This window comes from Planctomonas psychrotolerans, assembly GCF_008642235.1.
GTDB lineage: Bacteria > Actinomycetota > Actinomycetes > Actinomycetales > Microbacteriaceae > Planctomonas > Planctomonas psychrotolerans.
On the sequence record NZ_SJEV01000001.1, the window covers coordinates 2,457,332 to 2,478,690 of the forward strand.

The 21,359-nt window shown below is 68.6% G+C and carries 19 protein-coding genes and 1 other RNA gene; 13 read left to right on the forward strand and 7 right to left on the reverse strand.

All coding sequences use genetic code 11. The features are described from left to right. Positions 1-3 precede the first annotated feature (3 nt). The 7 genes from prfB to EY822_RS11375 all read left to right on the forward strand — a co-directional run bounded on the left by prfB (position 4) and on the right by EY822_RS11375 (position 6,030). Positions 4-1,113 (forward strand): peptide chain release factor 2, encoded by a 1,110-nt coding sequence (gene prfB / locus EY822_RS11345; protein WP_150308350.1) that lies wholly within the window; start codon positions 4-6, stop codon positions 1,111-1,113. 85 nt (positions 1,114-1,198) lie between these two features. Then, on the forward strand, positions 1,199-2,356 hold the full coding sequence (gene ftsE, locus EY822_RS11350) for a cell division ATP-binding protein FtsE (protein ID WP_150308351.1): 1,158 nt from the start codon (positions 1,199-1,201) through the stop codon (positions 2,354-2,356). Continuing rightward, positions 2,353-3,267, forward strand: a complete 915-nt coding sequence (gene ftsX / locus EY822_RS11355) for a permease-like cell division protein FtsX (RefSeq protein ID WP_150308352.1) — start codon at positions 2,353-2,355, stop codon at positions 3,265-3,267. Before ftsE ends, ftsX begins: the two co-directional genes overlap by 4 nt. Positions 3,268-3,439: 172 nt before the next feature. After that, positions 3,440-3,916, forward strand: coding sequence for an SsrA-binding protein SmpB (smpB, locus tag EY822_RS11360; protein WP_150308353.1), 477 nt, complete (start codon positions 3,440-3,442; stop codon positions 3,914-3,916). 88 nt (positions 3,917-4,004) lie between these two features. After that, positions 4,005-5,051 (forward strand): DMT family transporter, encoded by a 1,047-nt coding sequence (locus tag EY822_RS11365; protein ID WP_150308354.1) that lies wholly within the window; start codon positions 4,005-4,007, stop codon positions 5,049-5,051. Positions 5,052-5,138: 87 nt separating this feature from the next. After that, positions 5,139-5,532, forward strand: a transfer-messenger RNA (tmRNA) gene (gene ssrA, locus EY822_RS11370). Positions 5,533-5,718: 186 nt separating this feature from the next. Then, positions 5,719-6,030 carry a hypothetical protein gene (locus EY822_RS11375; protein ID WP_150308355.1) on the forward strand — a complete coding sequence of 104 codons (312 nt, stop codon included), beginning with the start codon at positions 5,719-5,721 and terminating at the stop codon, positions 6,028-6,030. Positions 6,031-6,061: 31 nt separating this feature from the next. Here EY822_RS11375 and arr read toward each other — a convergent pair whose 3' ends face one another. After that, positions 6,062-6,490 carry an NAD(+)--rifampin ADP-ribosyltransferase gene (arr, locus tag EY822_RS11380; protein WP_150308356.1) on the reverse strand — a complete coding sequence of 143 codons (429 nt, stop codon included), beginning with the start codon at positions 6,488-6,490 and terminating at the stop codon, positions 6,062-6,064. 137 nt (positions 6,491-6,627) lie between these two features. Between arr and EY822_RS11385 the strand changes: the two genes are divergently transcribed. After that, positions 6,628-7,404, forward strand: coding sequence for a sugar phosphate isomerase/epimerase family protein (locus tag EY822_RS11385; RefSeq protein WP_150308357.1), 777 nt, complete (start codon positions 6,628-6,630; stop codon positions 7,402-7,404). A 21-nt stretch (positions 7,405-7,425) separates the two neighbouring features. Further along, positions 7,426-8,535 carry a Gfo/Idh/MocA family protein gene (locus tag EY822_RS11390; RefSeq protein WP_227497234.1) on the forward strand — a complete coding sequence of 370 codons (1,110 nt, stop codon included), beginning with the start codon at positions 7,426-7,428 and terminating at the stop codon, positions 8,533-8,535. An 8-nt stretch (positions 8,536-8,543) separates the two neighbouring features. Here EY822_RS11390 and EY822_RS11395 read toward each other — a convergent pair whose 3' ends face one another. Further along, positions 8,544-9,104 carry a hypothetical protein gene (locus tag EY822_RS11395; protein ID WP_150308359.1) on the reverse strand — a complete coding sequence of 187 codons (561 nt, stop codon included), beginning with the start codon at positions 9,102-9,104 and terminating at the stop codon, positions 8,544-8,546. Positions 9,105-9,114: 10 nt separating this feature from the next. Continuing rightward, positions 9,115-10,266, reverse strand: coding sequence for a zinc-dependent alcohol dehydrogenase (locus tag EY822_RS11400; RefSeq protein ID WP_150308360.1), 1,152 nt, complete (start codon positions 10,264-10,266; stop codon positions 9,115-9,117). A gap of 513 nt (positions 10,267-10,779) precedes the next feature. Between EY822_RS11400 and EY822_RS11405 the strand changes: the two genes are divergently transcribed. Then, a complete protein-coding gene (locus EY822_RS11405; protein ID WP_150308361.1) occupies positions 10,780-12,258 on the forward strand; it encodes an MFS transporter in 1,479 nt (492 codons plus the stop codon). 95 nt (positions 12,259-12,353) lie between these two features. Here the strand turns inward: EY822_RS11405 and hisN are convergent, their stop codons facing one another. Genes hisN through aroA form a run of 3 tightly spaced genes read right to left on the reverse strand, consistent with a single transcriptional unit; the run spans position 12,354 to position 15,666 of the window. Continuing rightward, entirely contained in the window at positions 12,354-13,163 is an 810-nt protein-coding gene (gene hisN / locus EY822_RS11410) for a histidinol-phosphatase (protein ID WP_150308362.1), read from the reverse strand. Positions 13,164-13,202: 39 nt separating this feature from the next. Continuing rightward, on the reverse strand, positions 13,203-14,246 hold the full coding sequence (gene rsgA, locus EY822_RS11415; RefSeq protein WP_150308363.1) for a ribosome small subunit-dependent GTPase A: 1,044 nt from the start codon (positions 14,244-14,246) through the stop codon (positions 13,203-13,205). Positions 14,247-14,262: 16 nt separating this feature from the next. Further along, positions 14,263-15,666 (reverse strand): 3-phosphoshikimate 1-carboxyvinyltransferase, encoded by a 1,404-nt coding sequence (gene aroA / locus EY822_RS11420; RefSeq protein ID WP_150308364.1) that lies wholly within the window; start codon positions 15,664-15,666, stop codon positions 14,263-14,265. A 120-nt stretch (positions 15,667-15,786) separates the two neighbouring features. On the opposite strand from aroA, the gene EY822_RS11425 reads away from it, so the two are divergent. From EY822_RS11425 to EY822_RS11435, 3 genes are read left to right on the forward strand one after another with little or no spacing between them, the layout of a single operon-like run. After that, a complete protein-coding gene (locus EY822_RS11425) occupies positions 15,787-16,530 on the forward strand; it encodes a sigma-70 family RNA polymerase sigma factor (RefSeq protein WP_227497235.1) in 744 nt (247 codons plus the stop codon). Continuing rightward, complete coding sequence (locus EY822_RS11430; protein WP_150308365.1) at positions 16,527-16,769, forward strand: anti-sigma factor family protein; 243 nt, start codon at positions 16,527-16,529, stop codon at positions 16,767-16,769. Before EY822_RS11425 ends, EY822_RS11430 begins: the two co-directional genes overlap by 4 nt. A 59-nt stretch (positions 16,770-16,828) precedes the next feature. Further along, positions 16,829-17,269: a GNAT family N-acetyltransferase gene (locus EY822_RS11435; RefSeq protein WP_150308366.1), complete on the forward strand. Its 441-nt coding sequence runs from the start codon at positions 16,829-16,831 to the stop codon at positions 17,267-17,269. 190 nt (positions 17,270-17,459) lie between these two features. Here EY822_RS11435 and EY822_RS11440 read toward each other — a convergent pair whose 3' ends face one another. Next, positions 17,460-21,323: a multifunctional oxoglutarate decarboxylase/oxoglutarate dehydrogenase thiamine pyrophosphate-binding subunit/dihydrolipoyllysine-residue succinyltransferase subunit gene (locus EY822_RS11440; RefSeq protein WP_150308367.1), complete on the reverse strand. Its 3,864-nt coding sequence runs from the start codon at positions 21,321-21,323 to the stop codon at positions 17,460-17,462. Positions 21,324-21,359: the final 36 nt, after the last annotated feature.

A 21,359-nucleotide genomic window follows, 5' to 3' on the forward strand; every position in this document is an offset into this window, starting at 1 on the left:
ACCATGGTCGACCTGGATTTAACCGAACAGATCTCCGCCCTCCGCGCAACGTTCGCCGACATCCGCTCCGTCGTCGGGATCGATCGGCTCGAGGCCGAAGTCGCCGAACTGAGCGAGCAGGCGGGCGTCCCCGATCTCTGGGACGACAGCGAGCACGCGCAGAAAGTGACGAGCGACCTCAGTCACCGGCAGACGGAGCTCGCCCGCATCACGAGCATCGAGCGGCGGCTCGACGACCTCGAGGTGCTCGTGGAGATGGCCGTGGACGGCGATGACGAGGAGTCCGCCGAGGAGGCCCGCGCCGAACTGGAGAGCCTGCAGAAGGTGCTCGGCGACCTCGAGGTGCACACGCTGCTGAACGGCGAGTACGACGCCCGGTCCGCGGTCATCACCATCCGCGCCGGCGCCGGGGGCGTGGATGCCGCGGACTTCGCCGAGATGCTGCTGCGCATGTACCTCCGCTACGCCGAGCAGCACAGCTACCCGGTGAAGGTGCTCGACACCAGCTACGCGGAGGAGGCCGGCATCAAGTCCGCCACCTTCGAGGTCGACGCGCCCTACGCGTTCGGCACCCTCTCCGTGGAGGCGGGCACGCACCGGCTGGTGCGGATGAGCCCGTTCAACTCGGCCGGGAAGCGCCAGACCAGCTTCGCCGCCGTGGAGGTCGTTCCCCTGATCGAGCAGACGGAGTCGGTCGAGATCCCGGAGACCGACATCCGCGTCGACGTGTTCCGGTCCTCCGGCCCCGGTGGCCAGTCGGTCAACACCACCGACTCCGCCGTGCGCATCACCCACCTGCCCACCGGCATCGTGGTGAGCTGCCAGAACGAGAAGAGCCAGATCCAGAACCGCGCCGCCGCGCTGCGGGTTCTGCAGTCGCGGCTGCTGCTCGTGCAGCGGGAGCAGGAGGCCGCCACCAAGAAGGAACTGGCCGGCATCATCACCGCGAGCTGGGGCGACCAGATGCGCAGCTACGTGCTCGCGCCCTACCAGATGGTGAAAGACCTGCGCACGGACTTCGAGGTCAACAACCCCTCCAACGTGTTCGACGGCGACCTCGACGGCTTCATCGCCGCGGGCATCCGCTGGCGCAAGCAGCCGGCCGACGCGTGAGCGCCCGCGCCACGCGCCCCCAGAGCGGCGCCGAGGGTGAGTCGCTCGGCTCCCACTCATTCGATATGCCTAGGCTCTTAGCGTCATGATTCGGTTCGACAATGTATCCAAGGTCTATGCCGGCACCCAGAAGCCGGCCCTGGACTCGGTGGACCTCGAAATCCTGCGCGGGGAGTTCGTCTTCCTCGTCGGCGCGTCGGGGTCCGGCAAATCGAGCTTCCTGCGGCTGGTGCTGAAGGAGGACAAGCCCACGGCCGGCGCCATTCACGTGCTCGGTCAGCAGCTCAGTCAGCTCTCCAGCCGCAAGGTGCCTTACTACCGTCGGCGCCTCGGCGTGGTCTTCCAGGACTTCCGCCTACTGCCGAACAAGTCCGTGTTCGACAACGTCGCCTTCACGCTGCAGGTGATCGGCAAGTCGAAGGGCTTCATCCAGGAGGCCGTGCCCGACGTGCTCAAGATGGTGGGACTCGCGGGCAAGGCTCAGCGCCTGCCGCACGAGCTCTCCGGTGGTGAGCAGCAGCGCGTCGCGATCGCCCGCGCCGTGGTGAACAAGCCCGCCATCCTGCTCGCCGACGAACCCACCGGTAACCTCGATCCCGCCACCAGCGCCGGCATCATGCAGGTGCTCGACCGCATCAACGCCGACGGCACCACCGTGGTGATGGCCACCCACGACGCCGGCATCGTGGACTCGATGCAGCGGCGCGTGATCGAGCTCATCGGCGGGCACATCGTGCGCGACGAACGACGCGGCGCCTACGTCACCACGTCCATTCCCGTGCAGCGCGTCGGCACCGACACGTCTCCGATCTTCATCCCGCAGCCCGAAGAACCCGTCGGCGTCTTCGGTCCCGACCGCATCATCTCGCCCGCGTCGCCCATCGGCGTGCGCCGCGTGGATCCCGAAGAGGCAGTGGCCACCACGTCCGGTACGCCGGAGCCCTCGGAGGCGACCGCCGATCGAACGACGACCGACACGCCCGCGCGCACCGCGTCGCCCGCGACGGCACCCGCACCCGCCGCCGCCACGGCCAGTAGCGGACCCGAGACGGGGAGCATCCGCCGCTTGCCCGACGGCACCGGCGCGATCGGTCTCCCCACCGTAACCGGCGCCACGGCGACGTCTCCGGCGGCGGACGGCCCCGGACTGCAGGAGCTCACGCTCGCCGAGAAGCTCGGCCTCCGCAAGGCCAGCGACACCCCCGATGACACGTCGAGCCAGGATGTGGGGCCCACCTCGTGAGATTCGCACTCGTCTGGTCGGAAGTGACCCACGGGCTCCGTCGCAATGTGAGCATGGTCGTCTCCGTCATCCTGGTGACCTTCATCTCGCTCACCTTCGTGGGCGCGGCCGTGCTGCTGCAGATGCAGATCGGCCAGATGAAGAACTTTTGGTACGACCGCGCGCAGGTGGCCATCGACATGTGCACCGACACGTCGGCGGGGGACAACTGCATCAACGGCGCGGCGACGGAGGAGCAGATCTCTGCGGTGCGGGCGGAGCTGGAGGGCGAGACCCTCGCCCCCTTCATCGACGACTACTACTTCGAGGATCGCGAGCAGGCGTTCGCCAACTTCCAGCAGCAGTTCCGCGGCGACCCGGTGGCCGAGTACGTGACCCCGGAGTTCCTCAACGAGGCGTTCTGGGTGAACCTGCGCGACCCGTCGCAGTCCGAGATCCTCACCGAGAGCCTCAGTTCCCTCGCGGGTGTGGAGGGGGTGACCGATCAGCGGCGTTACCTCGACCAGATCTTCGCCGTGCTGAACACGGCGAGCCTCACCGCCATCGGCATCGCGGGCCTCATGCTCGTGGCCGCCGCGCTGCTCATCGCCACGACCATCCGCCTCTCGGCCTTCAGCCGACGGCGCGAGCTCGGCATCATGCGGCTCGTCGGTGCGTCGAACCGGTTCATCCAGACCCCGTTCATCCTCGAGGGCGTGTTCGCGGCGCTCATCGGCTCGCTGCTGGCGGGTGGTGCGACGGTGGCGATAGTGCACTACTTCGTGCAGGGGGTGCTGGGCCCGGGACTCGTGGGCACGTCGCTCGTCAACCTGCAGGACGCGCTGCTCGTGGTTCCGCTCCTTCTCGGGGTCGGGGTGGTGCTGGCCGCAGTGTCGGCGAACTTCGCGATCAGCCGCTACCTCAAGATCTAACCGCGCTCCGGCGTGGGGGCCCCATCCCGGCGCTTCCAGCCCCGGTGCTCGTCGCATCCGCCGGATGCGAGCACTCCGTCCGGCTAGACTGGAGGGCTGTCCGGCGCACCGTGCGCCACGACGTCACCAACGCGACGCTCAGTTCGCGACATCGACCGCAAGGAGTGCGACCGTGCCAAGGGAACGTGGTGAGAAGGTGGTGGCGAGCAACCGCAAGGCGCGCCACGACTACACCATCGAGGACACCTACGAGGCCGGGCTCGTGCTCACCGGAACCGAGGTCAAGTCCCTCCGGGAGGGTCGCGCGTCACTGATCGACGGGTACTGCTTCGTCGAGCACGGCGAGGCCTGGCTCGACGCCGTGCACATTCCGGAGTACAACCAGGGCACGTGGAACAACCACCCGCCCCGCCGTAAGCGCAAGCTGCTGCTGCACAAGGCGCAGATCCTCAAGATCCACAATCGGGTCAAAGAGGGTGGCTACACCCTCGTCCCGCTGTCCCTGTACTTCAAGGACGGCAGGGCCAAGGTGGAGATCGCCGTGGCCAAGGGCAAGCGCGAGTACGACAAGCGGCAGACACTCCGCGAGCGTCAGGACAAGCGCGAGGCCGACCGCGCCATCGCCGCCCGGCGCAACCTCGGCGACTGACCCGACTCGACCCGGCGGCAACGGCCCTCCGAGCGTGCGTCGCTCAAAGACGCGTCGCCACGGACCGACCGCGTGGCACAATCGCGGGGTGCGCCCCGTCCTCCTCGTTCTGCTCGCCGCCGTGCTGTTCGGCACGACCGGCACCGCCCAGGCGCTCGGTGCGCCGGATGTGAATGCGGTGTCGCTCGGTTCTGCGCGGGTCGTGATCGGCGGATCCGCCCTGGCGTTGGTCGCCGTGCTGCTGTCCCGGCGGGCGAGGGTGCTGCGGGGCGGCACGTTCTCCGCTCCGGTGCGACCCGAGACCGGAGGACCGCAGGGCGTCGTTGGGGGGACCCCTGGGGGATCCACGGGCACGAGCACCGGCACGGGTCTGATTCGAGCGGTTCGATCGGCCCGTCGTGCGGATGGGGTGATCCCTGTGCTGGTGGGAGCGTTCGGTGTGGTCGTGTACCAGCCCGCGTTCTTCCTCGGCACCGAGCGCAACGGCGTGGCCATCGGCACGCTCGTGGCGCTCGGAACGGCGCCGCTCGCGACGGGCGTGCTCGCCTGGGCGTTCGGACGCCGCTTCCCCGGCGCTCGGTGGTGCATCGCCACCACCGTCGCGGTGCTCGGACTGGCCCTGCTCGCCGGGGCGGGGAGCCTGGGCGGCCTGGGCAGCGCATCCGGCGCAGACCCGGTCGGTCTCGCCGGTTCGCTGGCTGCGGGCGTGGCGTATGCCGTGTACACGATCATGTCGAAGCGACTGCTCGACCTCGGCTGGGGGAGCGCCGACGCCATGGCTGCCGTCTTCGGGGCCGCCGCCGTGCTCGCCCTCGTGCTGGTGCTGACCACCGACGTGAGCTGGATCGGGACCGCGCCAGGCGTCCTGACCGTGCTGTGGCTCGGACTCGTCACCGTATGCGTCGCGTATCTGCTGTTCGCGGCCGGTCTGCGGCACCTGCCGGCGGCATCCGTCGCCACGATCACCCTGGCCGAGCCACTCACCGCCGCCCTATTGGGTATCGGTCTGCTCGGTGAGACGCTGGCCCCGACATCGTGGGCCGGCCTCGCCGCGATCGCCACCGGCATCTTGATACTTCTTGTCAGCACTCGGCCCCGATCGACTGGCGGTTCGAAGCCGGTCGTCGTAAGATAGAGGGCTGCACCGAACGTGGTGCAGTGTGACAATTCCACAGCGTGACAGCGACCCACCTCGTGCCGGAACACGGCACACGGTGTGCATGGGGATGATCGGTTTCGACACTGCCTGCAAAACCGGGAGAAGCGGGTCGAGGATGCGAAGTTATCTCGTTAACGCTCTTCGCAAAACACAAGTGCCAATTCCAACAGCACTGTCTCTGCCAAGGCAGACTTCGCCCTCGCGGCGTAGTTCTCCTTCGCACTAAATAGAGACCGTCAGTCCGGGAATGCTCTCTACCCGGGTTCTGGCGACATCAAGAGAGATTGCTTCCGAGTTACGCCTTAGGGCTCGGAGGGACTTGCACTATGGCTGGGCCCGTCGACCTAGATGCCTGTAGCAAAGGTCGGGGCCGAGTAAAGCGACTCAACAGGCTACGCCCGTAGAAGACTCGGAATTACAGCAGTGGACGGGGGTTCAATTCCCCCCATCTCCACTCTCGGTCGCTGTCACGTTGCGCATGTCCACCGGGCCCGGCCTCCGCTTTTCTCCGCGGAGGCCGGGCTTCTCGGTGCTACGCCAACTTCCTCGATCCGCCGCGACGTCGGGTCGTTCGGGTGCCACGCCAGCCTGCTGGAGCCGCCGCGATCCGTACCGTGTGCCAGCACGCGCGTACTCTCGCTGCATGGACGCGGCAGCGCCGGAGAGGCGAACCATCCGCTTGTTCCCCGACCACGGGCGGACGTGGCCGCTGTGGGAGAACACGACGCCCACGTGGGACGTGGGATACACGACGACCCCCGAAACGTACGGGCTCTCTCCGGATCTCACCGCCGCCCTCGCCGACTGGAACGCGTTCTGGGTCACCCATTGCGATCCGTTCGACGGGTGGGACACGCGGGAGCACCGCGACCGATGGCGCCAGCGCGGGGAGCACCTCGCCGAGCAGCTGGGTCGCGAGGTCGCATTGTTCGCCGACGTGAGCTACGAACCGTAGCTCGCGAGACACGTCCGTGGGAACGGCTCGGTCAGTCGTCGATCGCGTCCGGGTCCTGAAGCTCAGGAGCGGCGAGATGCTCACGCATGGCGCGCAGCTTCTCGGGTGAGTGGCCCACCCAGTCGGTGAGCTCACCGATCACCCGCACCGGCTCCCGGGTGCGATACGACCGCGTCGGATTGCCGGGGAACTTCTTGTCCGTCAGGTTGGGGTCGTCCTCCAGCGCACCCGTGGGCTCCACGATGTAGATGCGGCCCCGGCCCTCGCCGACGGCGAGCTCCGCTCCCCACGTTGCGGCATCAACTGTGGCGGTCACGTAGACGTGATTGGCCGCTCTGCCGTCCCCGAAATTCGACGAGCGACCCGGCACCACCAGGTCATCCGGGAACAGGTCGGCCTTCGTGCCATGGAAGAGCGCCCCCGACTCGTGCACCTCGAACGGCGTCGGTTCCTGTGCCATGTCTTCACCTCGCATTCGCCCGAGCAGGACTCTAGCCCACGGACGCTCCCCGCGTGGCAATCGCTTGCCAGTGCTGTCGGCGCCGTGGGACACTGTCGGAGACGGTGCCCACCGGTCCACGAACAGAGGAGTTCGCCATGCCCCGTGAATACGAGATCGGCGTGATCGTGCCGTCGGACAGGGCGGACGCGACGGTGGCGGGCGGAGCGGACTACGTCGAACCGACGATCGTCGGCAACCTCGTCGTCGAGACGGCCCCGGGGAAGTGGGCACGGAATCCGGAGTACGTCGGCCCGGCCGCGTGTCCGTCGTTCGCCATCCTCTTCCCGGGCGACATGCGGCTCTCCGACCCGGACTTCCCGGCCGAGCGCGTGACGGCGTACCTGGCCGCGGCGATGGGCATCATCGCATCGGCCGCGTCGAGCGGCGCCAAGATCGTGTTCGGCAGTGGCAAGGCGAGGTCCATCCCCGACGGTGTGGACCGCGAAGCGGGGGAGAAGCGCTTCGCCGAGGTCGTGCGGGAAGCCCGGGACGTGGCGGCGGCGAACGACCTCGCGGTCATCCTGGAGCCGCTCAACACCGGCGAGACGAACCTGCTGAACTCGATCGTCGAGGCCGCCGACTTCCTCGACCGCCACGGCATCGAAGGCGTGCCGATCGTGGCCGACCTGTACCACATCATGCTCGAGGAGGAGCCGCTCGACGTGCTGCTCGAGCACGGGCCGCGCATCGGCCACGCGCACATCGCCGACACCGGCCGGGTTCCTCCGGGTCAGGGCGACTGGCCCCTGCCCGAGTTCCTCGACACGCTCGACCGCGCCGGTTACCGCGGCACCGTGTCGATCGAGTGCACCTGGGCCGATTTCGAGTCGGAACTCCCCGCCGCCCTGGCACATCTGCGCGCTCTCGCCTGACGCCTGACGCCTGACGCCCGAGTGCCCTTTCCATCATTCCTCCCCGAGCCGACCGACGCCGACCCGCGGTCCGCTCCACCGCTTCGCTGGGGGATTCTCGGCACAGGCGTGATCGCCGGGGATTTCGTGCGAGCGCTGCACGCTCACACCCGCCAGGAGGTCGTGGCGGTCGGGTCCCGGGACGCCACCCGGGCGGCGTCCTTCGCCGAAGCCCATGGCATTCCCACCGCGCACGAGTCCTACGACCGGTTGCTCGCCGACGGCATGGTGGACGCCGTCTACGTCGCCACTCCGATGAGCGAACATGCCGCGAACGCCCGAGACTGCATCGACGCGGGGAAAGCCGTGCTGGTGGAGAAGTCGTTCACCCGCACCGCCGACGAGGCGCGGTACGTGCGTTCGCATGCGCGGGAACGCGGGGTCTTCGTCATGGAGGCGATGAAGACCGTATACCTCCCGCATATGCAGGTTCTCCGACGGCTGCTGGCCGACGGAGTGCTCGGCGCTGTCGACACCGTGCAGGCGAGCTACGGCGGTGTCGTGCCGTTCGAGCCACGTAGCCGACTGTTCGACCCCGCGCTCGGCGGCGGCGTGCTGCTCGACGTGGGTGTCTATCCGCTGTCGTTCGCCTACTCCGTGCTCGGCCCCTTCGACCGTGTGCAGGCCAGCGGCACGCTCGCGCCGACCGGGGTGGACGACGGAATGTCGGCCGTGCTCGATGCCCGGGCGGGTGGCCGCGCGGTGGTCAGCGCGTCATGGCGGTCGAGCCTTCCCGCGCGAGCGGCGGTCCACGGGGCTGACGCGACCGTCACGTTCGGCGAGCCGTTCCACAACGCCGCCGCGCTCATCCTCTCCTCGCACGACGCGCGCACCCTGAGCTTCGCCGATCTGCGCCGACCCGGACGGCAGGGCCTCTGCCACCAGGCCAACGCCATGGCCGGCTACATCGCCGAGGGCCGCACCGAGTCGCCGATTCACTCGCTCGATGACTCGGTCGCCGTGATGGACGTCCTCGACCGACTCCGTCATTCCGTGGGCGCCTCGTTCGACGACGAAGCGACACCGCCCGAACCGACGCCGCCCGAACACCGCCCGGCCGCGCCGACGGCACCCGCGACGAACGCGCCCTGACCGGCCGCCTACTTCTTACGGCCCGAGAACAGCGAGTAGGCGATGGTTCCGGCGATGAGCCACGGGCCGGCGACGAGGATCGGGTCGATCCAGGTATGGCTCGTGTCCGCGCGCTTCCGACCGATCCGTGACCGGATGCCGTGGTGGGTGAACTCGCTGAGCACGCCTGTCTCGGTGATCGGGTTGTCGGGTCGCAGGGTGAGGAACGACCTCAGGTGGCTCTCGATCGCATCCACGCGGTCCGCGGCGAGCAGCAGCAGCCAGTGGGCGGCCCGAGCCTCGCTGAATCCGTAGGCGTAACGGCGGATCTCGCCGGACTTCCCGTGCAGCGGTGCCGACGTGCCGAAGACAGGGGTGAGGAACCTGTGCTCGATCGACCGCTCCCTCGGCACCTTTTCCTCCTGGCGCTCCGGGAAGTCCCAGTGGGCACCGGTCGCGCCGGGGTCGAAGCGCTCCCGGGGAAAGGACGGGCGGTCCTTCGGGTCGAGGTCAGCGCCCCACCCCGGGATGCGGGCGCGGAGCTCGTCGCTCGACGGGGCCGACTGCGGCTTGTCTGCGGTGTACGGCATGATCGGATCCTTACGCTGCGGAGTTCGGCACGATGAGCGGCTTGATGCAGTCATCGAGCTTGGCGGAGAAGATGTGGTAGCCCTCGGCGATGTGCTCGAGGGGGATACGGTGCGTCACGATGTCGCTCGGCTTGAGGTAGCCGTTCTGAATGTGCTCGAACAGGCGCGGCCACTGGCGCTTCACCGGTGCCTGGTTCATCCGCAGGGTGAGCCCCTTGTTCAGGGCGTCCCCGAACTTGACCGCGCTGAACATCGGTCCGTACGCCCCGACGACCGACACGGTGCCCCCCTTCCGCACGGAGTCGATGGCCCAGTTGAGAGCGATGGGGGAGCCGCCCTGCAGCTTGAACTTCGCCGCCGACACGTGCTGGAGGAAGTTGCCGTCGGCTTCGGCGCCGACCGCGTCGATCACCACGTCGGCGCCGAGGTAGTCGGTGGCCTTCTTCATCTCCACCACGATGTCGTCGTACTCGGCGAAGTTGAACGTCTCGGCGTGGGCGAAAGAGCGGGCCTTCTCGAGTCGGTACTCGAGGTGGTCGATCACGATCACGCGTCCCGCGCCCATGAGCCAGGACGACTTCGCGGCCATGAGCCCCACGGGCCCGGCACCGAACACCACCACGGTGTCGCCCTCCGCGATGTCACCGAGCTGCGCGCCGAAGTAGCCGGTGGCGGTGGCGTCGGTCAGGAGCACCGCATCCTCGTCGTCCATCCAGTCCGGGATGATCGTCGGACCGACGTCGGCGAACGGGACCCGCACGTACTCCGCCTGTCCGCCGTCGTAGCCGCCGCAGGTATGGGAGTAGCCGTAGATGCCGCCCACCGCCGTGGCATTCGGATTCACGTTGTGGCAGTTGGAGTAGAGGCCGCGTGCGCAGAAGAAGCACGATCCGCAGTACACGTTGAACGGCACCATCACCCGATCACCGCGCGTGAGGTTCTGCACGGAGGAGCCCACCTCTTCGACCACTCCGATGAACTCGTGGCCGAAGGTCGTGCCGACGCGGGTGTCGGGCATCATGCCGTGGTAGAGGTGCAGGTCGGACCCGCAGATCGCCGCGAGCTCCACGCGCACGATGGCGTCGTTCGGATGCTCGATGGGCGGGATGTCCTTCTCCTCGATTCGTACCTTGTAGGGACCGCGGTACACCATCGCTCGCATACGAACCTCCTGTGGTCATGGCCGTGGCGGGTGCTCTGTGCTGATTCTCGCGTTGCCGCTACCCGCACAGCGAGTGCGGGTCCGCATTCGCCGCCACGGCTGCCAGCCTCACACCCCCCGCGCGGCGGCAACAGGGGCTTGCCCTCGCGCTCCGAGAGGGTGCAGGGACAGGGGCGCCGAACCCCGAGCTCGGAGTACCCCCGAAATAGCCCCGAAGGGGGGTCTATTCCGAATCACGAGCAATCGTTAGATTTTGTTATGTGAGATCCGGGGGGAGCTCGCACAACTGGGGGGAACGATTTCGTCGGGGGGACGATGGAATCACGGAGTACGCCGCGGGTCGGGGGGCCCGCGGCGCTCCTCCACCTCATCTCCGTTCCGCTCGGTGGTTCGCGGATGCCCGCGCGCAACGACCAGCGGCGACCCGGCGCGACCGGCCGATGCGCTGGATCATGCTTCCTCGCGGATCGAGCCCGTCCGGAGGTGCCCCGAACCGGGGTTAGGCTGAACCCGATGTCGAACCGATCCGCTCCCGAGCCGGGAAACGGTGCGGACCGCGGCAAGTGGCAGGCGTTCGGCGTGTGCGTCGGGGTCGCGGCGCTGACGATCCTCGACCTCTCCAAGGTCAACGTGGGTCTGCCGTCGATCGAGGAGTCCCTCGGTGCCGGTCCCACCGAGCTGCAACTGATCGTGGCCGGATACGCGCTCGCTTTCGGTCTGGCGCTCGTGCCGGCAGGGCGACTCGGCGACATCCGTTCCCGTCGCCTCATGTTCGTGGTGGGCCTCAGTCTGTTCACGCTGTCGAGCCTTCTCTGCGCCATCGCGCCCACCGTGGAACTCCTCGTGGCAGCGCGCATACTGCAGGGCGTGGCGGCAGGCATCCAGATGCCGCAGGTGCTCGGCCTCATCCAGCAACTGTTCACCGCGAAGGAGCGCGGCCGCGCCTTCGGCCTGTTCGGAGCCACGATCGGCGTCTCCACCGCGTTCGGTCCGACCCTCGGGGGGCTGCTCATCGCGATAGGCGGGCCCACCGACGGCTGGCGACTGCTGTTCTGGATGAACATTCCGCTCGGACTCGCCGCCCTCTACTTCGCCTGGCGCCTGCTGCCCCGCGGCCAGTCGAAGGACGCCGAGGCCACGACGCTTGACCCCGTCGGCATCCTGCTGCTCGGTCTGGCGACCTTCACGCTCATGCTGCCGTTCCTGCTCACCACCGGCGGCCCGGATGACGACCCGCGCCGGTGGTTCTCGCTCGCCGTGTGCGCCGTCGCGGTGTGGCTCTTCATCCGCTGGGAGCGGCGCTACGGGGAGTCGGGGCGGTCGCCCGTGCTGCACTTCGGTCTGTTCCGCCGCACGTCCTATCGCAACGGCATCCTGCTCGCCACCGCCTATTTCGGCGCGATGCCCGCGATCTTCCTGCTCACCACGCTGTACTTGCAGCAGGGTCTCGATATCGAGCCGGTGTTCGCCGGCATGGTGAGCATCCCGTTCGCGCTGACGTCGGCGCTCACGGCCTACTACGGCGGCCGACTCGTCGATCGCTACGGCCGAAGCCTCGTGGTGGGTGGACTCGCCATCGTGCTCTTGGGCTTCGGACTGGTGCTGGTGGCCGCGATCGTCACCCCGCCCGAGGTGACGCCGTGGGCGATGTCCGCCGCGATGCTCGTGGCCGGCGCCGGGGGCGGGTTCGTGATCTCACCGAATCAGACCCTCACCCTCGCCGAGGTTCCGGTGACGCAGGGCGGTGTCGCGGGGTCGATGGCGCAGGTGGGCCAGCGGGTCGGCACGGCGATGGGCGTGGCCGTCGCGACGTCCACCTTCTACGCGACGCTGTACGAGGAGCGGGGCGGCGACTCGATCGAGGTCTACCACGACGCGTTCCGCAACGGACTGTTCGTCGCCCTGGGCCTCATGGCCCTCGCACTGCTCATCGGCCTGTTCGACCTGCGAGAACGGAAGAAGCAGGGGCGGGTCGCACCAACCAGGGACTGAGCTGGTCCGTGCGGCCCAGCGTACGAGAAGGGCCCCACGGTTGCTGACACCGGCGCTGCTGAGCCCGGCGGGGCTGAGCCCGGCGGGGCAGGGGATCAGCCCAGGCGATCGAGCACCGCGTCGTGCAGCAGGCCGTTGGTGGCGAGCGCACTGCCGTGCCACGGTCCGTCCTGTCCGTCGGCGGAGGTGAAGCGACCGCCGGCCTCCTGCACGATCGGCCACAGCGCGGCCATGTCGTAGGGCTGCAGGTCGTACTCGCCCGCGATATCGATCAGACCCTCGGCCACCATCATGTACGACCACATGTCGCCATAGGCCCGGGTGCGCCAGACGCTGCGGGACAGTGCGAGCAGCTGGTCCACCCGGCCGTGCTTGTCCCACTGCGACAGGCTGCCGTAGCTGAGCGATGCGTCGGCGAGGTCGCTCACCTGGGAGACGTGGATGCGCCGCTCGGTGCGGGCGGACGGGGTGCCGAGGGTGTCGTCGACGTAGGCGCCGAGACCGGTGGCGGCCCACCAGCGCCTGCCGAGGGCGGGGGAGCTGACCACCCCCACCACGGGCGTTCCGTCGATGGCGAGCGCGATGAGCGTTCCCCAGACGGGCACGCCGCGCACGAAGTTGGCCGTGCCGTCGATCGGATCGATGATCCACTGCCGCCGAGCCGCACCATCGGTGCCGTACTCCTCGCCCAGGATGGCGTCGCTCGGCCGCGAGTCGGCCAGCCCGCCGCGGAGGGCACGCTCGACCGCCTGATCCGCGTCGGTCACGTGCGTCATGTCGGGCTTCGTGCTCACGACGAGGTCGTTGGCGCGGAAGCGGCTGACCGAGATCTCGTCGGCCATGTCGGCGAGATCGCGCGCGAGACGCAGGTCGGACTGCAGGGAGTACAGGGGTTCGGAGGCCACCCGATCACCCTACCGTCGCGCGTTCGTGCCGCCGGAGGCTCAGGCGCCGAGCGTCGCGAGGAGCCGCTGGAAGGAATCCAGACGTGCTCGACCCACCTCACCGAGCTCGCCCGACTCGACCCGCTCGATGATCGCGCAGTCCGGTGCATCGGGCAGGTGGGTGCAGCCGCGCGGGCACTCCTCGGCGATCGCGTCGAGGTCGCCGAACGACTTCAGCACGTTCGAGATGTCCACGTGACCGAGGCCGAACGAGCGAACGCCGGGGGTGTCGATGATCCACCCCGACCGCTCGCCGTCGACCACGCGCAGCGACACGGTGGACGACGACGTGTGCCGCCCACGGCCCGTGACCGTGTTGACCCGACCGATGGCGCGGTGAGCGTCGGGAACCAGCGCATTCACGAGAGTGGACTTCCCGACGCCCGAGTGACCGACGGTCACGGTGATCTTGCCGAGCAGCCGCTCGCGGATGGCGTCGACCGGCACCTCGCCCTCCGCGCTCTCGAAGACCTCCAGGTCGAGGCCGGCGAAACTGCGGAGGAACTCGGCCGGGTCGGCCAGGTCGGTCTTCGTGATGCAGATCATGGGCGTGATGCCCGCGTCGAATGCCGCCACGAGGTAGCGGTCCACCAATCGGGTGCGCGGTTCGGGGTTCGCGGCGGCCACCACGATGAGCATCTGATCGGCGTTCGCCACGATCACGCGCTCCACCGAGTCCGAGTCGTCGGCGCTCCGCCGCAGCAGCGTGGTGCGCGGCAGGATGCGCACGATGCGGGAGAGGCTGCCCTCCGCGCCGCTCGTGTCGCCCACGATCTCGACCATGTCCCCGGTGACGGCGGCGTTCCTGCCGAGTTCCCTGGCTTTCGTGGCGGTGAGGTCGTGCTCGTCGGGGGTGTCCTCGCCCACCAGCACGCCGTAGCGGCCGCGGTCGACGGTGATCACCCGTGCGGGGATCGCGTCGTTGTGCTCCGGTCTCGTCTTCGTGCGCGGTCGGTTGCCCTTCGGATTCGGCCTCGTGCGGATCGACGCCTCGTCGTACTGGTCGTACTCGTCGTCGTCATCGACGCCGGTGATCCAGCTCATGCGGACGTATCCGCGGTCACAGGAGGCTCAGCGGGTCGGCGATGGGACGGGTGCCGAGGAGCGGTCCGGTCCACAGTTCGGGGAACTGCGGCAGGGTCTTCGCCGTCGTCGCGATGTCGTCGATGAGCACGTCGGGCACGACGAGCCCCAGGATAGCGCCGGCCGTGGCCATCCGGTGGTCCTCGTAACTGTGCCACAGGCCACCGTGCAGCGCCGCGGGACGGATGACGAGTCCGTCGTCGGTCTCGGTCACGTCGCCGCCGAGGGCGTTGATCTCGGTGGCGAGGGCGGCGAGGCGGTCGGTCTCGTGACCGCGCAGGTGCGCGATGCCGGTGAGCCGGGTCTCCGAGTCGGCGAGTGCCGCGACCGCGGCGACGGCGGGGGCGAGCTCGCTCGCGTTGTCGAGGTCGATGCCCATCAGACGCCCCGTGCCGGTCACCGTGAGCTCACCGGTGCCGCCGCCGGTGGAGCGGTAGCTGGACTCGGCGCCCATTCGCTCGAGGATGCGCGGCACCTCGGCACCCACCTGGGTGGTGCGGGCGGGCCAGTTCTCGATGGTGACCGATCCGCCGGCCACCGCGGCGGCGGCGAGGAACGGCGCCGCGTTCGAGAGGTCGGGTTCGATGACCACGTCGCGCGGGGCGATGTCGGCCGGCGGCACGACCCAGGTGCCCGGTTCAGGCACGGCGACCTCGACGCCGCGTTGGCGCAGTGCCTCGATGGTCATGTCGATGTGCGCGATGCTCGGCAGGGTGGCACCGGTGTGGCGCAGGGTGAGGCCCTCGGCGAAGCGCGGAGCGGCCATCAGGAGCGCGGAGACGAATTGACTGGACCCGGATGCGTCGAGGTCGACGGTGCCGCCGCGGACTCCACCGGTGCCGTAGAGGCTGAAGGGCAGCGCGCCGCGACCGTCGTCGTTGACCTCCACACCGAGGGCGCGCAGCGCGTCGATCGTGGCGCGCATCGGCCGCCGGGTGGCCGCCTCGTCGCCGTCGAACGCCACCGGGCCGAGCGCGAGGGCAGCTACGGGCGGGAGGAATCGCATGACCGTACCGGCGAGGCCGCAATCGATGGAGGTGCCGCCCTCGAGCGGTCCGGGAGTCACCACGAGGTCGGGGCCGAAGTCGCCCGAACCCTGCTCCTCGCGCACGTCGACACCGAGCGCGCGAAGCGCCTGCACCATGAGGGCGCTATCGCGCGAGTGCAGGGGGGAGCGGAGGCGCGACGGGCCGGTGGCGAGGGCCGACAGCACGAGCTCACGATTCGTGAGGCTCTTCGATCCGGGGATCTGCAGGGTCGCCTTCAGCGGACCGGTGGCCCGGGGCGACGGCCAAGGACCGTCGTCGATCGTTTCCGGCTCGCGTTCGCTGCCGTCGTCGTACGGATTGAACTGCGGACCGGAATACCTGAATATCTCCATCGGTTGTCAAGAGTACCGGCACCCACCGGTGCGAACGGAAGGAGGCCTGTGCCCACATTGCTGGCGCCGCATCCCCTCGAAGCGAACCCGGAAGCTTATTCTCCGGCGCGGCTAGAATCGATGGTGATGACTACGAGCGACGACACCGATTCCCGCGCCGCGCAGGAGCCCGCCTCTGCTGCCGAAAACCCGGCACCGGCCGAGTCGACCGAGTTCTCGACGGGGCAGGTGGAGTCGACCGAGCAGGCTGAGACGGAGTCGACCGCTCGTCCCGACAACCGTGAGCTCTTCGAGGAGCAAGCCCTGCCGTTCATCGATCAGCTGTACGCCGCCGGCCTGCGGATGACGCGCAACCCGACCGACGCGCAGGACCTGGTGCAGGAGACCTTCGTCAAGGCGTACACGGCGTTCGGGCAGTACCAGCAGGGAACGAACCTGAAGGCGTGGCTGTACCGCATCCTCACCAACACGTTCATCAACAACTACCGCAAGAAGCAGCGCGACCCGTACAGCGGCACCATCGACGACCTCGAGGACTGGCAGATGGGCGGCGCGGAGTCCGCGACGTCGGCCACCACCCGATCCGCCGAGGCCGAGGCGATCGACCACCTGCCCGACAGCGCCGTCAAGGACGCGCTGCAGGCGATCCCCGAGGACTTCCGTCTCGCCGTCTACTTCGCGGACGTGGAGGGATTCTCCTACCAGGAGATCGCCGACATCATGAAGACCCCCGTCGGAACCGTGATGAGCCGCCTGCACCGCGGCCGCCGGCTCCTGCGGGAACTGCTGACCGACTATGCGCGTGAGCGCGGCGTGCGCACCGAAGCGCCCGCTTCGAAGCGCCTCTCTGGAGTGAAGAAATGACCGACTGCGGCTGTGAGAAGGCCAAGAAGGACCTCGAGGAATATCTGCACAACGAACTCCGCAAGGAGGACGCGGCAGACATCCGTGAGCACATGGCGAACTGCTCGGACTGCGAATCGGAGCTGCACGTGGGCGAGGTGCTGACCGACGTGGTGCAGCGCGCCTGCAAGGAGACCGCGCCGGAGGACCTTCGCACGCAGGTGCTGCAGGTGCTGCGCGGAATGCAGAAGACCCACTGACGCTTCGCCCCGACCGCGTCCGGAACATCGGTGGTCGGATCCTGCGGTAGGTTTCTGCAGTGACTGCTGCCATTGAACCCCTCGGTGAACCGACTCCCAACGACCTCACCGTGATCGTCGAACTGCTCGAACTGCTCGGCTACACCGCCGACCCCGACCAGGTGGCCAAGCGCCTCGCACGGATGAACGCCGACGCGGGTCACGAGAACTGGGTCGTGCGCGACGAGTCCGGCGAGATCGCGGGGCTGGCCGGCGGCCAGGTCATGTGGGGGTTCAACGACGATGCGCCGGTCGCCCAGCTGATCATCCTGGTCGTGCGTGAGGGCAGTCACCGGGCCGGTATCGGTTCCGCGCTGATCAAGCACTTCGAGGGCTGGGCCCAGGGTCACGGCGCCACCCGCTTCTTCGCGACGTCCGCTGCGGCCGTGGACAGCGTTTCCCGCTTCTACGCCCGCCGCGGCTACCACGCCGCCGGCCTGCGCTACTCGAAGCTCGTCTAGGTCCTTCCGCACGCGGTCCCTGAGCCTGTCGAAGGGACGCACTGGCTTCCGATTCGCGGAGGATCTGTGCACCTCTCGGCTCAACGGTCCCTGAGCCTGTCGAAGGGACGTAACGTTACGTCCCTTCGACGAGCTCAGGGACCGCGATCGCTCAGCGACCGTATCGCTCAGGGACCAAGCCGCCCGCCGCTCAGGCGAGGGCGCGGTTGATCAGCTCCTCCTGCTCGCGCGCGTGACGCTTCGCCGACCCGGCCGCGGGTGACGCGGCAGCGGCTCGGGAGACGACGCGGATGTCGCGACCGTTCAGGTGACGCGCCGCCTCGACCGCCATGAACGGCCAGGCGCCCTGGTTCTCCGGCTCCTCCTGCACCCACACGAGTTCCGCGTTGGGGTACTCGGCCACCACAGCCTGGAGGTCGGCGACGGGAAGCGGGTAGAACTGCTCCATGCGCACCAGGGCGATGGACGTGTCCTGACGCTTCTCGAGCTCGCCGAGGAGGTCGTAGTGCACCTTGCCGGCGTGGAGCAGCACGCGACGCACGGCGCCCTTGTCGGGCACGCGGGTGTCGTCGAGCACCGGCTCGAACTTGCCGCTGGTGAAGTCGGCGACCGAACTCGTCGCGCCGCGCAGCCGCAGCATGGCCTTCGGCGTGAAGACGACGAGCGGGCGACGCGGACGTGCGTAGGCCTGACGGCGCAGCAAGTGGAAGTACGACGCGGGGGTCGACGGCCGTGCGACGGTCATGTTGTTCTCGGCGCACAACTGCAGGAAGCGCTCGATGCGGGCGGAGGAGTGGTCGGGACCCTGGCCCTCGTATCCGTGCGGCAGAAGCAGCACCACTGACGCGCGCTGGCCCCACTTCTGCTCGGCCGACGAGATGAACTCGTCGATCACGGTCTGGGCGCCGTTCGCGAAGTCGCCGAACTGCGCTTCCCAGAGCACCAGCGCGTCGGCGCGTTCCACCGAGTAGCCGTACTCGAACGCCATCGCCGCGTACTCGCTGAGGAGGGAGTCGTAGATCCAGAACTTCGCCTGCTTCTCCGACAGATTGGCGAGCGGGATGAACTCCTGGCCGTTCTGGCGGTCGTGCAGCACCGCGTGGCGCTGCACGAAGGTGCCGCGCCGGGAGTCCTGACCGGCGAAACGCACCGGGGTGCCTTCGATCAGCAGGGAACCGAGCGCGATCAGCTCGCCGAACGCCCAGTCGATGGAGCCGTTGCGGCTCATCTCGACGCGCTTGCGCATGAGCGCCTGAAGCTTGGCGTGGATGGAGAAGCCGGCGGGCGGGTTGTCGTGCGCGTCGCCGATGGTCGCGATGACGCTTTCCGACACACCGGTGGTCTCGGGCTCGCCCGAGCCGTCATCCTGCTGGGAATCGGGGCGCTCGAGATCCGCCACGGCGCCGCTGTCGTCGACCACCACGGGGATGGACGATGTCTGCGCCGCGTGGGTCTCGGCGAAGGCGCGCTCGAGCCGGTCCTGGAAGTCGCGGCCTGCGGCCTCGTGCTCGTCCTCGGTGATGTCACCGCGACCGACGAGCGCCTCGGTGTAGAGCTTCCGCACCGACCGCTTGGCCTCGATGAGGTTGTACATGAGCGGCTGGGTCATCGACGGGTCGTCGCCCTCGTTGTGTCCGCGGCGGCGGTAGCAGATGAGGTCGATGACGATGTCGCGGTTGAACTTCTGGCGGTAGCGGAACGCCACGTTAGCCACCCGCGCCACGGCCTCGGGGTCGTCGCCATTCACGTGCATGATGGGCGCCTGGATGCTCTTCGCGATGTCGGTGGAGTACACCGAGGAGCGCGACTCCGTGGGCGGAGTGGTGAACCCGACCTGGTTGTTGATGACGATGTGCACGGTGCCGCCGGTGCGGTACCCGCGCAGTTGGGAGAGCTGCAGGGTCTCGAACACGACACCCTGGCCCGCCATCGACGCGTCGCCGTGGATGAGGATCGGCAGCACGGCGAACGTGCCCACGGGCTTGCGGTCCTGCTTCGCGCGCACGATGCCCTCGAGCACGCCGTTCACGGCCTCGAGGTGGGACGGGTTCGCCGCGAGGTACACCGGCATCTCCTCGCCGTTCACGCCGCGGAAGGTTCCCTCGGTGCCGAGGTGATACTTCACGTCACCGGATCCCTGCACGGTGCGCGGGTCCTGGGTGCCCTCGAACTCGCGGAAGATCTGCCCGTAGGTCTTCCCCGCGATGTTCGTGAGCACGTTGAGACGGCCACGGTGGGCCATGCCGATGGCGGCCTCCTCGAGGCCCTCCTCGGCGGCCGCCTGCAGCAGCGTGTCGAGCAGCGAGATGGTGGACTCGCCGCCCTCGAGGCTGAATCGCTTCTGCCCCACGTACTTCGTCTGCAGGAAGGTCTCGAACGCCTCGGCCTCGTTCAGCTTGCTGAGGATGCGCAACTGCTCGTCGTGGGTCGGCTTCGTGTAGCCGACCTCGACCTGGTCCTGGATCCACTTGCGCTGCTCGGGGTCCTGGATGTGCATGTACTCGATGCCCGTGGTGCGGCAGTACGAGTCGCGCAGCAGCCCGAGGATGTCCCTCAGCAGTGCCTGCCGCTTGCCGCCGAAGCCGCCGGTCACGAACTCGCGGTCGAGATCCCAGAAGGTGAGACCGTGGCTCTCGATGTCGAGGTCCGGGTGCGACCGCTGCTGGTACTCGAGCGGGTCGACGTCCGCCATCAGGTGGCCGCGCACGCGGAACGCGTTGATGAGTTCCTGCACCCGGGCGGTCTTGCTGACGCGCTCCGAGAGGTCGACGTTGATGTCGGCGGCCCAGTGGATCGGGTCGTAGGGGATGCGCAGCGCGGCGAAGATGTTCTCGTAGAAGTTGCTCGAGCCGATCAGCAGCTCGTGCACGATCTTGAGGAACTCGCCGGAGCCGGCGCCCTGGATCACCCGGTGGTCGTAGGTGGAGGTGAGGGTGATGGTCTTGCCGATGGCGAGCTCGGTGAGGGTCTTCGGCGACGCGCCCTGGAACTCGGCCGGATACTCGAGCGCGCCGGCGCCGATGATGCAGCCCTGGCCGCGCATGAGGCGGGGCACGGAGTGCACGGTGCCGATGCCGCCCGGGTTCGTCAGCGAGATGGTCGTGCCCTGGAAGTCCTCGGCGGTGAGCTTGTTGTTGCGCGCCTTGCGCACCAGCTCCTCGTAGGCGGTGAGGAACTCGCCGAAGGTCATCGTGTCGGCGCGCTTGATACTCGGCACGAGGAGAGCGCGGGTGCCGTCGGGCTTCGGGATGTCGATGGCGAGCCCCAGGTTCACGTGCCCGGGCGCCACGACCGAGGGCTTGCCGTCCACCTCGTCGTAGTAGACGTTCTGGCTCGGGAAGTCCTTGAGAGCCTGTACCAGGGCCCAGCCGATCAGGTGGGTGAACGAGACCTTCCCGCCGCGCGCACGCTTCAGGTGGTTGTTGATGACGATCCGGTTGTCGATCATCAGCTTCGCGGGCACGGTGCGCACGCTCGTGGCGGTGGGGATGCTGAGGCTGGCATCCATGTTCGTCGCGAGGCTCTTGGCCATGCCGCGGAGCGGCGTGACCGTGTTCTCGACCGGAGCCGGGGCGGGTTCGTCCTTCGCCGGCGTCTTGCCGCGCGAGGGGGCCTCGGCGGGAATGGGCTGAGCCTTGGGGGCGAGCGACGTCGTCCGAGCGGCGGGCTGGCTGCCGGTGGCGGGCGACGGCGACGTCGTTCCCGTCGACGGTGCACCGGCACCGGGGCCGTCCGACTCGGTGGTCGGCGCGATCTCCTCGGGGATCTGCGGCTCGCCGCCGGTGGCGCTCGAGTCGGTCACCGTCTCCGCGTCCGAGCCGGGAGCGTTGCCGCCCTCGGTCGTCGGTGCGGTCGCCTCGCCCTTCGTGGGGGTGGAATCGGACTCGCCCCCGCCGGACGGACGGTAGTGCTCGAGGATGGGCCACCACGAGCTGTCGACGGAGTTCTTGTCGACGAGGAAGCGTTCGTACATCTCCTCGACCAGCCACTCGTTGGCGCCGAATTCCCCAGCGGATCCTTCGTCGGTCCCGGTTCCGGTCAATTGGCTCGACACAGCCGATCGCCCACTCTCTCACTCGTTTGATTTCGC

What these genes read in the sequence shown, in the direction of transcription:
- EY822_RS11385 (WP_150308357.1), top strand. Translation starts at nt 6,628, where the DNA reads ATGCCCCGTGAATACGAGATCGGCGTGATCGTGCCGTCGGACAGGGCG.
- arr (WP_150308356.1), bottom strand. Translation starts at nt 6,490, where the DNA reads ATGGCACAGGAACCGACGCCGTTCGAGGTGCACGAGTCGGGGGCGCTC.
- rsgA (WP_150308363.1), bottom strand. Translation starts at nt 14,246, where the DNA reads ATGAGCTGGATCACCGGCGTCGATGACGACGACGAGTACGACCAGTAC.
- EY822_RS11425 (WP_227497235.1), top strand. Translation starts at nt 15,787, where the DNA reads ATGGTGATGACTACGAGCGACGACACCGATTCCCGCGCCGCGCAGGAG.
- EY822_RS11395 (WP_150308359.1), bottom strand. Translation starts at nt 9,104, where the DNA reads ATGCCGTACACCGCAGACAAGCCGCAGTCGGCCCCGTCGAGCGACGAG.
- EY822_RS11405 (WP_150308361.1), top strand. Translation starts at nt 10,780, where the DNA reads ATGTCGAACCGATCCGCTCCCGAGCCGGGAAACGGTGCGGACCGCGGC.
- aroA (WP_150308364.1), bottom strand. Translation starts at nt 15,666, where the DNA reads ATGGAGATATTCAGGTATTCCGGTCCGCAGTTCAATCCGTACGACGAC.
- EY822_RS11400 (WP_150308360.1), bottom strand. Translation starts at nt 10,266, where the DNA reads ATGCGAGCGATGGTGTACCGCGGTCCCTACAAGGTACGAATCGAGGAG.
- EY822_RS11375 (WP_150308355.1), top strand. Translation starts at nt 5,719, where the DNA reads ATGGACGCGGCAGCGCCGGAGAGGCGAACCATCCGCTTGTTCCCCGAC.
- ftsE (WP_150308351.1), top strand. Translation starts at nt 1,199, where the DNA reads ATGATTCGGTTCGACAATGTATCCAAGGTCTATGCCGGCACCCAGAAG.
- EY822_RS11430 (WP_150308365.1), top strand. Translation starts at nt 16,527, where the DNA reads ATGACCGACTGCGGCTGTGAGAAGGCCAAGAAGGACCTCGAGGAATAT.
- prfB (WP_150308350.1), top strand. Translation starts at nt 4, where the DNA reads ATGGTCGACCTGGATTTAACCGAACAGATCTCCGCCCTCCGCGCAACG.